This window comes from Mucilaginibacter sp. SG538B (assembly GCF_013376065.1).
In the GTDB taxonomy this organism is placed as follows: domain Bacteria; phylum Bacteroidota; class Bacteroidia; order Sphingobacteriales; family Sphingobacteriaceae; genus Mucilaginibacter; species Mucilaginibacter rubeus.
Window position 1 is genome coordinate 1,370,591 of sequence record NZ_JABMJI010000001.1, and the last position, 14,311, is coordinate 1,384,901.

Consider the following 14,311-nt stretch of genomic DNA (forward strand, 5'->3'; position numbering starts at 1 on the left):
TATTAAGAATAACAAGGTTATCAGTACGGGAAGTGTTAATCTATTGGTAGGGTTGAATCAGAAACTATATATCAAACTTCAGTTTCTCCAGATCTTCAGGCACATCAACGGCATGGGTTTCCAACTCGGTTTCGGCCACTTTGATACGGTAACCATTATCTATCCAGCGAAGCTGCTCCAGGCTTTCGGCCTTTTCAAGCGGGGATACCGGTAGTTTGGTAACTTCCTGCAATATATCTGCGCGATAACCGTAAATGCCGATGTGTTTGAAAAAGGTGTGAAATTCGAGCCAGTTCTCGGGCTCCTGGCCGCGGATATGGGGCAGGGTAGCGCGGGAGAAATAAATAGCTTCGGATAATTTATTGATCACCACCTTGGGCGCATTGGTATTATGCAGTTCCTGTTCGGTCAGGATCCTTTTTATAAGAGTGGCCAGTTGGGTTTCCGGATCGTTAAAGCAGGCTGTTAATTTGGTGATCTGCTCAGGGTCAATAAAAGGCTCATCGCCCTGGATATTGATGATCACGTCATACCCGGGGTGCAGGCGGGCAACTTCGGCACAACGGTCGGTGCCGCTTTGGTGGTTGGCACCTGTCATTACCGCAACGCCGCCAAAACCGTTTACGTGGTTAAAGATCCGGTCGTCATCGGTAGCCACGACAACTTCGCTCAGGCTCCGGCATTTTTTTGCCTGCTCATATACGCGTTGGATCATAGTTTTACCGCCGATATCAACCAATGGTTTACCGGGAAAACGTGACGATGCGTAACGAGCGGGAATAATGCCTAAGATTTTCATTTGATTTTTATTACAATGGTTTTAAACATTTGCAAAGCTAAGTCCTGATCCTGCTTTGATAAATTACTGCCTGATAGTTGGAAGTTTAAAGTTGATGATTTACTTTGATAATAAATACCAGTAATTCCTTTTGAAGGATTTTTTGGCCAAACTGTTTTTACAATAAAATCTCGTTTCGACTCTTCATTAAAGTTGTGATCTTTTATCTCTGCAGGGATTTCTATCGGAATATACACTGTACTATCTTTGGTAAGTATATCTGCAATATAGTCAGCTTTAGGAAATTTGCTTTTTTGCTTAGCGGTAGGTTTATGTATTGAAATTTTGACTTTTATATTGGGGGCGTCACTATATGTACGTTCTCTATCGCAAAAATCACATCCGCGTTGCCAATCGTTAGTTTTTATATACTCCTGTTCTGATAGTAATAAGTGATTAGCATATCCCATCGAACTAATTTCGAAAGAGAGAGTATCGGTTGGAGCAATAATTCTACCTACAAAAGAGTCTATGCCTTGTTCCTGTTGGAAATGCCAGTTAGGAGGCAACCATAGTTTGAAACCATTCAAACTGAGCAGATGCCACGTGCTGATATTTACTTGTTTTTCTGAACTATGTTCGCAGGAGAATAAAAGAATAGATAATAAAGCGAAGATCAAAAACTTCTTCATACCCTATTAAACTATTAAAACAGCCCGTTAATCTCCCTTTCAATCAAGTTCACAATGGTTGCCATGTCCTCGGTATTGTTAGCAAAATCAAGATTGTCTTTATCAAGGATGAGGAGTTTGCCCAATTTATAATTGTTGATCCATTTATCATACTTTTCGTTCAGTTTTGAAAGATAATCTAAACGGATACCTATTTCATACTCACGGCCTCGGCGCTGAATATTGCTTACCAGGGTAGGCACGGATGCTTTAAGGTAAACCAACAGATCGGGCGGTTTAATAAACTCGGTGATATTTTGAAAAATTGATTCGTAGTTTTCGTAATCGCGCGTGGTCATCAGGCCCATATCATGCAAGTTTTCGGCAAAAATATAGGCATCCTCATAAATGGTGCGGTCCTGTATAATATTATGCCCGCTTTTTTGGATATCGATGATCTGGCGGTAACGGCTATTCAGGAAATAGATCTGAAGGTTAAAGCTCCAGCGTTTCATGTCGCTGTAAAAATCCTCTAAATAGGGGTTGTTATCTACTGCTTCATACAAAGGGTCCCATCCGTAATTTTTGGTCAGCATCTCGGTAAGGGTGGTCTTTCCGGCGCCTATATTTCCTACAATAGCTAAGTGCATATATTTTAGTTCATGGGTTATAGTTCATGGTTCATAGCTGATGTTTTTAACGAAGAACACCCGCTGTTTTGAAATGAACTCCGACTAATATACACTATGAACTATGAACTATCAAAACCCGCTATTTAAAATTTCCTGAAGCCGATGATCTCTCTAACTTCCTTTATCGTTCTTGACGCGCTTTCGCGGGCCTTTTCGGCACCCATTTCGGCTACTTTGCGCAGGTAATCAGCGTCGTTGGCAATGGCGTTGATCCTGTCGCGGATAGGGGCCGTTGCCAGTACCATATCTTCGGCAAGTTGTTTCTTTAAATCGCCGTAACGGATAGCCATTTTATTATAAAGCCCATCAAAGTGGGCGAGGGTATCAGGGGTGGAAACAACCTTCATTAAATCAAACAGGTTTTGGATCTCCTGTGGTTTTTGCTGGTTTTCAACGGTAGGGCCGCTATCGGTTACCGCTCGCATTACTTTTTTGCGGATGGCTTCGGGTGTATCGCCCAAAAATATCGCGTTGCCTTCGCCTTCTGATTTGCCCATTTTTCCCTTGCCATCCAATCCCGGAATTTTTACCAAACTTTCGCCAAAGCTAAAGGCAAAAGGCTCGGGAAAATAATCATGGTTATATAGCCTGTTGAAACGGTTGCCAAAAGTGCGGGCCATTTCAAGATGCTGCTCCTGATCTTTACCTACAGGCACTTTAGTAGCTTTGTGGATAATAATATCCGCAGCCATTAAAACCGGGTAGGTAAGCAGGCCGGCGTTCACATTTTCGGGATTGGCGCGTACCTTGTCTTTAAAAGATGTTGCTCGTTCCAGTTCGCCCAAATAGGCGTTCATGTTCAGGTACAGATATAATTCGGTAACCTCCGGAACATCCGATTGCACGTATATGGTAGCTTTTTCCGGGTCGATGCCTGCGGCTAAATATTCTATCAGCACCTGTTTTACGTTACCATGTAAATTGGCAGGCGTAGGGTGCGTGGTTAACGAGTGGAGGTCGGCAATAAAGAAAAAGCAGTTGTATTCATCCTGCATTTTTATAAAGTTTTGCAACGCTCCGTAATAATTTCCTAAGTGCAAGTTTCCGGTCGAACGGATGCCACTAACAACAGTCTCCATAGTGTGGCGAAAGTAAGGAATTTTTCTATTTTTGGTAATGATGAAAACGATATTGAGAAAAGTACACGTATATCTTTACATTGTGAGCGTGGCCCTGGGCTACCTTATATTATGGCCTTTTTTCTATTATTTTTCTCGTAAGCCCGAACGCTATCATACCCTCAACTCATTCAGAAGGGTTTGGGGGTTAGTGAGTTCTGCTTTTGCGGGCATATTTTACCATTTTGAATATGAACAACCGATTGACTGGAGCAGGCCTTATATCATTTGTCCTAATCACACCTCAAACCTTGATATTTCGGCTATGTGTATCCTGGTTAAAAGCAATTGCTGTTTTATGGGCAAACATGAGCTGGAAAATGGCCTGGTAACCGGCCTGTTTTTCCGTACGGTGGATATTCCTGTTAACCGTGATAGTAAAATGTCGTCGTTCCGGGCGTTTAAAAAAGCATCCGAGAAATTACAGGAGGGCGTTTCTCTTATCATTTTCCCCGAAGGCGGAATTTCGGATCATTATCCCCCGCAGCTTTGCCCGTTTAAAAATGGTCCTTTCAGGCTGGCTATTGAGTTAAAAATACCTGTCATCCCGGTATCGTCGGCCAATACATGGCAAATACTTTGGGATACCGGCATTAAGCACGGCAGCAGGCCAGGGATCTCTAAATTTAAGGTTCATAAGCCTATTGAAACGGCACACCTGAGTATTGACGATGCCGATGCTTTACGGGATGAAGTATTTGAAATTATGAACAATGATTTAAAGTTTGAAGGCGCCGTTTCTACCCTGGCTTAGGCAATAATATAACAGCAGACCGGGAATTTGTAATATATTTGTGCATAAACCCATTGAAGCGGCCCAGTTAAGCATAGATAATGCCGGCGCTTTGCGCGATGAGGATCACGCTATTATAAAATAAAAAACAACAGGCATGACCATTGATAAAGAAACCGTTGAAAAAGTAGCCCACCTGGCCCGCCTTGAACTTACCGAAGCGGAAGTACAGGATGCAATGAAGGATATGAGCAAGATCCTTGATTTTATGGCTAAATTGAACGAGGTGGATACCACAGGTGTTGAACCGCTGGTTTACATGACCACAGGTGCCAATGTGCTGCGCGAGGACGTAGTTAAACAACAAATTACCCACGAAGAAGCTTTGGAAAATGCCCCAAAACATGATGATGATTACTTTTTGGTGGCCAAAGTGATTGAGAAATAGTTTTTTGTCCGAAAGTCGGGAAAGTCGGTAAGTCGGAGAAGTCCGAAAGTTAAGACGGTAGTAAGTTAGACTAAAAACTTGCGGACATCGGACTTACGTACTACCGACCACTAAAAATAAAAACCACTGTAACATTCGGCACCCCAGTGCAGTCCAAACAAAAAATAATTCATGGAGCCAATAAATACTGCCAAGCCGTTAATAACCATAAAAGATATCGGGCGTAAATATGTAATAGGTGCCGAGGTGATCCACGCACTTAAATCAGTTTCGCTTTCTATCAACAAAGGCGAATTTGTGGCTTTAATGGGGCCTTCCGGCTCCGGCAAATCAACCCTCATGAATATTTTGGGCTGTTTGGATACCCCAACCAAAGGACAGTATATCCTTAACGGAATAGATGTGAGCCACATGACCGATAGCCAGCTTGCCGAAGTACGTAACTCGGAAATTGGTTTCGTGTTCCAGACTTTTAACCTGCTGCCCCGTAATACCGCTTTGGATAACGTAGCGCTGCCACTGATCTACGCTGGTGTCAATAAAGAAAAACGTAAGGAACGTGCCGGCAATGCATTGAAAAATGTTGGTCTTGGTCACCGTATGGATCACAAACCAAACGAGCTTTCGGGCGGGCAAAGACAGCGTGTTGCTGTGGCAAGGGCGCTGATCAATAATCCATCCATTATACTGGCCGATGAGCCTACAGGTAACCTTGATACCAAAACATCCATCGAGATCATGGGCCTTATCGAAGATATCCACGCCAAAGGTAACACCATTATCCTGGTAACACACGAAGAAGATATTGCCCTGCATGCCCACCGCATAGTGAGGATGCGCGATGGATTGATAGAGAATGACTACGTTAATACCAATGTTCAAACCGTTGACCGCAGGGTAGAGGAGGTGTAAGCCTAAGTTCTTTTTATATTGTATTTTTGTAGGTATGGATGCTAAAATATTGAACCTATATTTGGATACATCCGTATTTGGCGGATATCACGATATTGAATTTGAGGAAGAAACAAAAGTTCTTTTTGAAAAGATAAGATTAGGTCAATTTATTATAATGTATTCAGATATTACTGAATCGGAATTATCAATGGCTCCTAAAAAGGTACGTGAACTGTTAGCAGACTTACCGGATCATTTGAAAGTGAAGGTTGAGCTTACAGAGGAGTGTGTTAATTTGGCCGATGCTTATCTTTCTGAAAATGTAGTTGGTAAAACAAGCAGAACGGATTGTTTTCATATTGCAATGTCTACAATCAATAATGCTGATATACTTGTAAGTTGGAATTTTAAGCATATAGTAAACGTAATCAGAATCAGAGGGTACAATGCTGTTAATCTTAAATTTGGTTATCAGCAGATAGATATTCGTTCACCTAAAGAAATTATTTACAATGAAAACTAAACAGATAACAACAAAAGATTTTGATGCTGTGAAGTTTATGCGTGATACCCGTGATAAAATTGATGCAGAAATTCAGCATATGGATTTTCAGGAGTTGAAGAAGTATTTTGAAAAGAAACAGCCAAAGTTGTCTAAATAAGTTAGAGTACTATCTCCTTGAAACAACTACAAACAGGCAGCTTCTACGGACAAACCAATCAAACAACGCATTTACAGGGTATCACCATAACTGATACCGAATATACCCTTGATAAGGTGGACTGGCATTACCATGAAAATGCCTATTTCACTTTTATATTGGCCGGTAATGTTATTGAAGGCAATAAAAAGGAAGTTTATCATTGCCCGGCAGGCAGCCTACTGTTTCATAACTGGCATGATCCGCACTATAACATCAAGCCCAAAGGCTTTACCCGTGGCTTTCATATTGAATTGCAAAAGCGCTGGTTCGATAACCTGGAATTAAAACAGGATAAACTGGAAGGCAGTTTTGCCATTCAGAACCCGGATGTGAAATTTCTTTTATACCGGATTTTTAAAGAATCAAAGATTTGTGACGAGCTGACCGCAATGACTGTAGAAATGTTATTGCTGCAAACGCTTAATAAAATGCAGGTAAACAACGCCGGCATGTCACGACAAATTCCTGCATGGGTTGGCAAGCTGAAAATGTTGCTGGCCGATGATCCTGCACGGAAGCATACGCTTTCCGAACTTTCCGGGCTATTACAGCTCCACCCGGTTCATTTATCCCGTGATTTTTCGAGATATTTCAATTGTACTATGGGCGAATATATCCGCAAGCTCAGGGTTGAAAAAGCGTTTGCTTTATTGGCAGATGACGGGTCATCCTTAACAGATATCGCCTATGCCTGCGGATTTGCCGATCAAAGCCATTTTTTACGTTGCTTCAAACAGTTTGGCGGCAGTAACCCATCGGCATATCGTAAGTTTTTATTAAAGCCATGTTAATTCTGTTCTATTTTAAAAGTGTTGATAGACGCAGATTTGTAATATCTAAACAATTAAAATGAAACGTTATTTACTCATAATCTCCATTATACTTACAACCGGCTGTAAAACATTCGCGCAGGTGGGCAATATCATCGAACCTGAACCTATAACCTCCGTTCTTCAAAAAGCCAATATGGGTAAGGTTGTTTTTGAGGCGGATACTATCCCGCTTGAAAAACTGGAACAAACCGATCTGTTAACAAGCTATGAGGCTAAACCTGCCAATAATTTGTACATGCGGCTTTTGCTGGCCAATTCATTAACCAATTACCAGCATAGCTTAGCGCCGTCGTTAAGTATTGAACAATTGAACGGGGGGAATTTTCAGTTTGTTTTTTATGTAGATGGCAGGCAGGTTTACCAGGAAAACCTGCATAAAGGGGCCAATTTGCCCATCGTAAAAAATACAAAAACCACCATTTTTGTTCCGCTCGTCAGTAGCCGGGGAGAAGATTCATGGGGACGCTTTTTGTGGGGGCGGTTTATGGCCCATGGCGGGGAAGATGCACTTACTACAGGTACGCACCGGTTCAAAATTGAAGTAAGGCCCTATGTTGCTGTCCCTGATCTGAAAGTAGGTGGGCTGATAGCACAGGGAGAGATCAGGGTTACCGTACCGGCAATTGATTTCAGAGACGCCGAACTGCAAAATATAAAACCGGGCAGCGGCTGGCAGGTATCAAAAGAAGATTTTGATAAAAAGAAGATCATGGAGATGAATGCCCTTATTGCCGGCAACAGGTTTAAACAGATCACCAGCGTGGTAGTGATCAGGAACGGCAAGTTGCTAATTGAGGAATATTTTAATGGCAGTGCCCGCGATTCATTACACAATCCCCGTTCGGTTGGTAAAACATTTGCTTCGGCCGTGATGGGGATTGCAGTTCATGATGGCTATATCAAAAGCGTTGATCAAACCTTAAAGGAGTTTTATGACCTTAAGAAGTTTAGTAACTACTCACCTCAAAAAGAAAATGTAACACTAAAAAGCCTGCTTACCATGAGCTCCGTTTTTGACGCGGATGACAACCAAAGTGATTCGCCGGGGAATGAAGAAAATATGTACCCCACCGATGATTGGGTCAAATTTACCCTTGGCCTTAAAACAGACAGCAATAAAAGGGCAGGTAAACAATGGAATTATTTTACAGCCGGCGTGGTGGTATTGGGCGATATCCTGAATAAATCAGTGCCCGGCGGACTTGATAAATATTCGGCCGAAAAGCTGTTCAAGCCATTGGGTATCAGTAATTATCGCTGGCAGTACACACCGCAGAATGTACCCAATACCGCGGGCGGCCTGCAAATGCGCTCGCTTGATTATGCCAAATTCGGGCAATTGTATAAAAATGGCGGTGTATGGGATGGCAAACAGGTAATTTCGCAAAACTGGGTTAAGGAATCATTTACCAAACACCTTACGTTACCAAAAGATGTGGTAGGTGAGGGTTTTTACGGTTACCTATTCTGGAACAAAACTTATACAGTAAACAATAAAACTTACGAAACTTACTACTGTTCAGGCAATGGCGGCAACAAGATCTTTGTTTTTACCGATGAGCCGCTGGTGGTTATTATAACCGCCGAGGCCTACAACACGCCCTACGCGCATCCGCAGGTTGATAAAATGATGAAGGATTACATTTTACCGGCGGTGTTGAAATGATTGCTGTAGAGGCGGATAATTGCGTCTCTGAATATGCAAATCAAAATTGTAACACAGTTAGACGCACGTGATGCGTCTCTACCTTTTATGGTTATTCAATTTTTAATCGAAATATCAAATTATTTCTTCGGCAATCGAAGTAATAGAAATCAAGATTTTTTAGATGATAATACGCTTTTGTGGCTATGATGTAATTTAAATAGACTTTTAGTGGCTGGTTTATTTTGACTGAAGTTATTGCGATCCGTTTTTTATCGTCACTTAAAATATACAATCCTTTATCGCCCTCATAGCAAGGTGTGTCATTGCCATATTCAACAGTTAATATATCTGTATCTTTTATTCGTTGCTTTTTGATAACAATTGGCTTTTTATCAAAAGCGGTATATTCAGCTATTGTTTTATTGTTGTATTTAACATGCCAGTAATCAACAGTATCGGGTTTGAAATGAGCATGGGTGTTAACAGCGACAGCCAAAATTAGTGCGAATAGGCTCATATGGTATGGTTTAATATAGGTAAAGCAGGGCTAATGGCCTTACTCGCTCAATCGCAGGTGGTACACAGCCTCGAAACAAACTCTGCCAGGTGCATAGCTTTTTCTGCAGATATGGCGTGGGTATTACCGATAATGAGGGTATGCTCAACAATCTCTATTACAAAATCATCCAGCCTGATATCCATTACCACGTTGCGGAAATTACGGTCGGCACCGGTAATTGCTTTTTGGCGGTCGCTTACCAGCATATAAAAAGTGTCACTAAAGGCCTTGTCTTCGGCAAAATCAAGCTCAACCGGGTGGATCAGTTCAATGATCTTGTCAACCAATGTTTCGCGCCTGATGAGTATCCGGCCAAAATCATGCTTTAAATAAGCCAGTGCCCAGGTTTGATATGGCGTGTAGGTTACAGCCTTGCCGTGATGATGCCCGATATGTTTTGACTGGCATTCGGTGAACAGCATATAGCTATCGTTATTTTTATTTTTTATAGCGTATGATTCTTTTACACTAATGTCGAGATAGTCTTTGAAAATACTAAACTGCTCTAAATGAAAATCAATATGCCCGGTTTGCTCAATCCTGAATCTGTTTTTCAGGCTGTCCAGGATATCACCGAACTGGTCGGTAGCCGGGGGATACAAACCGGCGTTTTCAATAGTGGATTCCAAATGTTAAAGTTTAGTGTTGTATAATGCTAATACAATAATAACTTTTTTGCTTTGAAATTCAAAAATACAGCTGTTAATAATGATAAGGCTTCATTTTACCGCATGAACAAGCGCAATTAGCATCAGTAATCCCTAATTTCTTCAGGAAAAACTGGTAAAAGCCAATCCTGTCGTTCATATTATACATGTTTTCGCCCTTATTGCATTCTACTTCGCCGTTCACAATATTAATGGTCATACCAAAACCAGGCGTGCGGCCTGCGGCTTTATCTTCTGCATTGGGTTGCCATTTGCCTGTCATTACAGCATGCGCCGATGGTTTGTGGGTTTGAGGCGTCATCCAGAAATAGATGGCGGTTTTAAAAGCCATCACCGGGTCGGTTTCTACCATCTCGGGATTTTGGAGCAGTATTTTATCATCGCCTAAAATACAATCCGAAGCATAGCCGTAATTGCCGTTATAGCTCAATTGCATCGGCCCGCGGCCATAGTATTTTTTACCGGCCACAGGTGGGTATTCATCATTTTCGGCAACGTAAGGCAAGCTGGTATTGCTTTCGTGGATCAGCATTAGGCCATCGGTATATGTAGCATTCATGCCATGACGGGTTTCGTGCGCAATGTGCGCAAAAAAGGCAGCGAGTTCCTTTTTATTTACATCGGCACTGTATTCGGTGCAGAAATTGCCATAGTCAATGGTGTAGGTGCTATCTGGTTTGGCTTTGGCCCATTCTTCGTTCCAATCAACATCCTGGCGTACAACGGCCTTTTTGCCTGTTTTTTTATCGGTACGTATCAACTGGTAAACGGATGTTGCCCGGCGGGTTACTTTTATACTGATCATGCCGAGCTCATCGGCTGCTTTGATAAAGGCAGCATAAGTATAAAATTTATCACGTTGCGGAAAAAGATCATTAAATTGTTTTTCGCTTAATAAACTGGCCATGCTTACTTTAGGAGGGGCCGGTTTATCTGCCACCGCCTTGTTACTGTCGCTGCCACTGCTACTTTTACTGTTGCCGCCGCAGCTAAAGCCGGTTGAAAGCAGGATGATAAGCGATAAGGAGAGCAGCTTGGATGATAATATGATCGGTTTCATGAGTTTCACGCTAAGTATGTTTGATGATATCACGGATGCAAGTTTAAGCTAACATATTAAAAATTACACTTTATTGGCAAAAAATATGCTAAAGTGTTATGAAATACAAAATTTAAGATGATAGATTTGAAATAACACCAATCATGAAAAAAAGATTTATCGGGCTTGGTTTTAATTGCTTGATAATCAGAGTTGGCTTTTTTGTAGCCTGATTGTTGGCGGCTTATTTGTTAAATTAAGTATGAAAATATATACTAAAACGGGCGATAAAGGGTTTACCTCATTAATTGGCGGTACGCGCGTGCCCAAGCACCATATCCGCATTGAAAGCTATGGTACGGTTGATGAACTTAATTCGTACATCGGGCTTATTGGTGATCAGGATATTGATGCACATGATAAGGAGGTATTGAAGCAGATACAGGACAGGTTGTTTACAATTGGCTCTTCACTGGCAGCCGACCCTGAGCGGTCACGGATGATTATTCCGGACCTTCACATGAGTGATGTGGAAATGCTGGAAACGGAAATGGATACCATGAATGAAAGCCTGCCGGCGCTTAAACATTTTATTTTACCGGGTGGCAGTAATGTGATTTCATTTTGCCATATTGCAAGATGTGTTTGCCGCCGTGCCGAGAGGATAACCGTTCAGCTTGCCGAAGAAAGTACAGTTGATGAAAAAGTGAATATTTATCTGAACAGGTTGAGTGATTACCTGTTCACTTTGGCCCGCAAAATTGCTGATACTAATAAAATAGCTGAAAATCAGTGGATACCACGGGTTTAAAAAATTGAAAAAAAATATTGATATTCAATTTGAAAATGTTATACTTTTGCGAAAAAGTAAATTTTACTGATAATTATAAATATAAATAAAAACGATGTATTGGACACTTGAACTGGCATCGCACCTGGAAGATGCACCATGGCCCGCAACTAAAGATGAATTAATTGATTATGCTATCCGTTCAGGCGCTCCTGTTGAGGTTATCGAAAACCTTCAGGCACTTGAAGACGATGGCGAACCGTACGAAAACATAGAAGAGATCTGGCCGGATTATCCGACTAAAGACGACTTCTTCTTTAATGAAGACGAGTACTAAACACGATAATGAAACCCTTGGCAATGAGGGTTTTTTTATTAACCGCTAATTTTGGAATGGTTTTGGTATGGGTAATTACACATTTACTTAACTACTAAAAACATAACAAAATGAGAGGTTTATTGTACATTATCGCTGTTATCCTGGTTATAGGATGGCTGTTTGGAGCATTTATACACCCATTTGGGGGTGGTTTGATTCACATACTATTAGTAATAGCTATTATAGCTGTACTTTTAGGTGTAATCAGACGGGCATAACAAATTTAACCTTGTATTGCAAATCAAAAAAGCCGCAGACTTTATAGCTGTGGCTTTTTGCTTAAAAGCAGTTCGGCAATGGCGATATCTTCGGGGAAGGTGATCTTGATGTTGCTATGATCGCCTTCGGTAAGTTTTATTTCGGCGCCATATTGCTCAACAACGCTTGCATCATCTGTAAACCGGGTATCAAATGGTTGTTCATAAGCTTTTCTTAATAGCGAAGCCCTAAAGGTTTGCGGGGTTTGCACCAGGTAAATCTCATCCCTGACCAGGCTTACCGAGCGGCCTTCTTTTATCTGGCGTATCGAATCGCGGCTTTTAACGGCCACTACCGCCGTGCCATGCTTGGCGGCGCATTGGTAAGCTTCATCAATAATATAAGGTGAAGTAAGCGGCCGTACGGCATCCTGTACGGCAACCAGGGCTTCCTGATCGGTAATCAGGTTAAGCCCGTTTTTGACCGAATGAAAACGGGTTTCTCCGCCCATAACCAACTGATGGGAAATGGTAAATGAATATTCCTGAATCAATTGCTGCCAGTAAGCATGGTAAGCTGCTGGTAAAACCAGTATAATGGCTGGTTTCGCCTCCGATTGCTCAAAGGCTTCAATGGTATGCATTAATACGGGTTTACCGTTAAGCAGTAAAAATTGTTTAGGTACCGCCGATCGCATCCGGCTGCCCGAACCTCCTGCTACTATGATAACGTAGTTTTTGTTTTGAGCTGTGAGATGTGAGATATGAGATGTGAGATTGGAGGTTGTCATGACTTTATTTGACTAATATCTAACAAAATTGCCTGCAAAAAAAATGAGATATGAAACCATAGTCTCATATCTCAAATCTTATATCTCAAATCTAAGAAGATTAGATGATCAGCATCGCATCACCGTAGCTGTAAAAACGATATTTTTCTTTTACGGCAATTTCGTATGCATTCATTACATGCTCGTAACCGCCGAATGCCGAAATCATCATCAATAGTGTTGATTCAGGTGTATGGAAGTTGGTGATCATTGAATTGGCAATGCTGAAATCATACGGCGGGAAGATGAATTTGCTGGTCCAGTCGTTAGCAGCTTTCAAAGTTTTGTTTGCCGATACAGCCGATTCAATGGCACGCATTGAAGTTGTGCCAACTGCACAGATGCGTGCTTTGCGTTCAATACCGCGGTTTACAATATCAGCTTGTTTTTGTTCAATGATAAATTGCTCCGAATCCATTTTGTGTTTGGTTAAATCCTCAACCTCAACCGGGCGGAAGGTGCCTAAACCAACGTGCAAAGTAACTTCCGCAAAATCAACACCTTTTAATTCAAGGCGTTTCATAAGCTCACGGCTGAAGTGTAAACCTGCAGTAGGAGCAGCAACGGCGCCTTCATGCTTAGCAAAAATGGTTTGGTAACGCTCTTTATCTTCGGCGGTAGCTTTGCGTTTAATGTATTTAGGCAGTGGTGTTTCGCCTAAAATTTCAACGTTACGACGGAATTCTTCGTCGGTACCGTCAAATAAAAAGCGGATGGTACGGCCGCGTGAAGTGGTGTTGTCAACAACTTCAGCAATCAGCAAATCGTCATCGCCAAAATATAATTTATTACCTACGCGTATTTTACGGGCCGGATCAACCAGTACATCCCATAAACGCAATTCTTTATTCAATTCACGCAGCAAAAATACTTCGATGGTAGCACCGGTTTTTTCTTTGTTGCCATATAAACGGGCAGGGAAAACTTTAGTATTATTAAGGATCATTACATCCTTATCATCAAAATAATCCAGCACGTCTTTAAATATTTTATGCTCAATTTTGCCCGAATCTTTGTGTAAAACCATTAAACGTGATTCATCGCGGGTGGCAGAGGGTGTATGGGCGATAAGAGATTCAGGTAAGTTGAATTTAAATTGAGATAATTTCATGCTTGTTTTTATGAATTTTCAAGGGCGCAAATGTACGAATTTTTTTGTTAATTTAACAGATTTTTTTAAGAAGCAGTTTTATTACACTACCGTTATATTAATTGCAAAATACTGTAACTTAAATCATGTTCTGTTGTCTAAAAAAATATTGGCAGGCGGCTTAATGTATCAGTAATAAAAACGCCCGTTATATTATTATTACCTCCACGCTTTAACCGT

The 14,311-nt window shown here is 41.4% G+C and carries 19 protein-coding genes; 10 read left to right on the top strand and 9 right to left on the bottom strand.

Features of this window, described 5'->3' with window-relative positions; genetic code table 11:
- Positions 1-64: 64 nt before the first annotated feature.
- The 4 genes from kdsB to trpS all read right to left on the bottom strand — a co-directional run bounded on the left by kdsB (position 65) and on the right by trpS (position 3,220).
- Positions 65-799, bottom strand: coding sequence for a 3-deoxy-manno-octulosonate cytidylyltransferase (gene kdsB, locus FHW88_RS05545; RefSeq protein WP_176623764.1), 735 nt, complete (start codon positions 797-799; stop codon positions 65-67).
- Entirely contained in the window at positions 796-1,470 is a 675-nt protein-coding gene (locus FHW88_RS05550) for a hypothetical protein (protein ID WP_176623767.1), read from the bottom strand. The genes kdsB and FHW88_RS05550 overlap by 4 nt, the downstream gene beginning before the upstream one ends.
- A 14-nt stretch (positions 1,471-1,484) precedes the next feature.
- Positions 1,485-2,099, bottom strand: coding sequence for a deoxynucleoside kinase (locus tag FHW88_RS05555; RefSeq protein ID WP_090524476.1), 615 nt, complete (start codon positions 2,097-2,099; stop codon positions 1,485-1,487).
- Positions 2,100-2,224: 125 nt separating this feature from the next.
- Entirely contained in the window at positions 2,225-3,220 is a 996-nt protein-coding gene (gene trpS / locus FHW88_RS05560; RefSeq protein ID WP_090524478.1) for a tryptophan--tRNA ligase, read from the bottom strand.
- Between the two features lie 37 nt (positions 3,221-3,257).
- On the opposite strand from trpS, the gene FHW88_RS05565 reads away from it, so the two are divergent.
- From FHW88_RS05565 to FHW88_RS05595, 7 genes are all read left to right on the top strand, one after another.
- Positions 3,258-4,013, top strand: coding sequence for a lysophospholipid acyltransferase family protein (locus FHW88_RS05565; RefSeq protein ID WP_255485210.1), 756 nt, complete (start codon positions 3,258-3,260; stop codon positions 4,011-4,013).
- A gap of 136 nt (positions 4,014-4,149) precedes the next feature.
- On the top strand, positions 4,150-4,440 hold the full coding sequence (gatC, locus tag FHW88_RS05570) for an Asp-tRNA(Asn)/Glu-tRNA(Gln) amidotransferase subunit GatC (RefSeq protein ID WP_176623769.1): 291 nt from the start codon (positions 4,150-4,152) through the stop codon (positions 4,438-4,440).
- 171 nt (positions 4,441-4,611) lie between these two features.
- The gene (locus FHW88_RS05575; protein WP_090524482.1) at positions 4,612-5,352 is read left to right on the top strand and encodes an ABC transporter ATP-binding protein; all 741 of its coding nucleotides are present in this window, start codon (positions 4,612-4,614) and stop codon (positions 5,350-5,352) included.
- 34 nt (positions 5,353-5,386) lie between these two features.
- Positions 5,387-5,857 (top strand): PIN domain protein, encoded by a 471-nt coding sequence (locus FHW88_RS05580; protein WP_176623771.1) that lies wholly within the window; start codon positions 5,387-5,389, stop codon positions 5,855-5,857.
- Positions 5,847-5,996: a hypothetical protein gene (locus FHW88_RS05585; RefSeq protein WP_176623773.1), complete on the top strand. Its 150-nt coding sequence runs from the start codon at positions 5,847-5,849 to the stop codon at positions 5,994-5,996. The genes FHW88_RS05580 and FHW88_RS05585 overlap by 11 nt, the downstream gene beginning before the upstream one ends.
- A 17-nt stretch (positions 5,997-6,013) precedes the next feature.
- Entirely contained in the window at positions 6,014-6,829 is an 816-nt protein-coding gene (locus tag FHW88_RS05590) for a helix-turn-helix domain-containing protein (protein ID WP_176623775.1), read from the top strand.
- A gap of 58 nt (positions 6,830-6,887) precedes the next feature.
- The gene (locus FHW88_RS05595) at positions 6,888-8,537 is read left to right on the top strand and encodes a serine hydrolase domain-containing protein (RefSeq protein ID WP_176623777.1); all 1,650 of its coding nucleotides are present in this window, start codon (positions 6,888-6,890) and stop codon (positions 8,535-8,537) included.
- 91 nt (positions 8,538-8,628) lie between these two features.
- On the opposite strand, the gene FHW88_RS05600 is transcribed toward FHW88_RS05595, so the two are convergent.
- From FHW88_RS05600 to FHW88_RS05610, 3 genes are all read right to left on the bottom strand, one after another.
- Positions 8,629-9,036 carry a hypothetical protein gene (locus tag FHW88_RS05600; RefSeq protein ID WP_176623779.1) on the bottom strand — a complete coding sequence of 136 codons (408 nt, stop codon included), beginning with the start codon at positions 9,034-9,036 and terminating at the stop codon, positions 8,629-8,631.
- 47 nt (positions 9,037-9,083) lie between these two features.
- On the bottom strand, positions 9,084-9,707 hold the full coding sequence (locus FHW88_RS05605; protein WP_090524491.1) for a hypothetical protein: 624 nt from the start codon (positions 9,705-9,707) through the stop codon (positions 9,084-9,086).
- 73 nt (positions 9,708-9,780) lie between these two features.
- Positions 9,781-10,806 carry a chitinase gene (locus FHW88_RS05610; protein ID WP_176623781.1) on the bottom strand — a complete coding sequence of 342 codons (1,026 nt, stop codon included), beginning with the start codon at positions 10,804-10,806 and terminating at the stop codon, positions 9,781-9,783.
- A 241-nt stretch (positions 10,807-11,047) separates the two neighbouring features.
- Here FHW88_RS05610 and FHW88_RS05615 point away from each other — a divergent pair, with 241 nt between their 5' ends.
- The 3 genes from FHW88_RS05615 to FHW88_RS05625 all read left to right on the top strand — a co-directional run bounded on the left by FHW88_RS05615 (position 11,048) and on the right by FHW88_RS05625 (position 12,172).
- Positions 11,048-11,596 (top strand): cob(I)yrinic acid a,c-diamide adenosyltransferase, encoded by a 549-nt coding sequence (locus FHW88_RS05615; RefSeq protein WP_090526166.1) that lies wholly within the window; start codon positions 11,048-11,050, stop codon positions 11,594-11,596.
- A gap of 94 nt (positions 11,597-11,690) precedes the next feature.
- On the top strand, positions 11,691-11,912 hold the full coding sequence (locus FHW88_RS05620) for a DUF2795 domain-containing protein (RefSeq protein WP_002996718.1): 222 nt from the start codon (positions 11,691-11,693) through the stop codon (positions 11,910-11,912).
- Positions 11,913-12,022: 110 nt separating this feature from the next.
- Positions 12,023-12,172, top strand: coding sequence for a lmo0937 family membrane protein (locus FHW88_RS05625; RefSeq protein WP_110585189.1), 150 nt, complete (start codon positions 12,023-12,025; stop codon positions 12,170-12,172).
- Positions 12,173-12,213: 41 nt separating this feature from the next.
- Here FHW88_RS05625 and FHW88_RS05630 read toward each other — a convergent pair whose 3' ends face one another.
- Positions 12,214-12,942: a 2-C-methyl-D-erythritol 4-phosphate cytidylyltransferase gene (locus FHW88_RS05630; RefSeq protein ID WP_176623783.1), complete on the bottom strand. Its 729-nt coding sequence runs from the start codon at positions 12,940-12,942 to the stop codon at positions 12,214-12,216.
- A gap of 100 nt (positions 12,943-13,042) precedes the next feature.
- Complete coding sequence (gene queA, locus FHW88_RS05635; RefSeq protein ID WP_090524496.1) at positions 13,043-14,092, bottom strand: tRNA preQ1(34) S-adenosylmethionine ribosyltransferase-isomerase QueA; 1,050 nt, start codon at positions 14,090-14,092, stop codon at positions 13,043-13,045.
- Between the last annotated feature and the right edge of the window lie 219 nt (positions 14,093-14,311).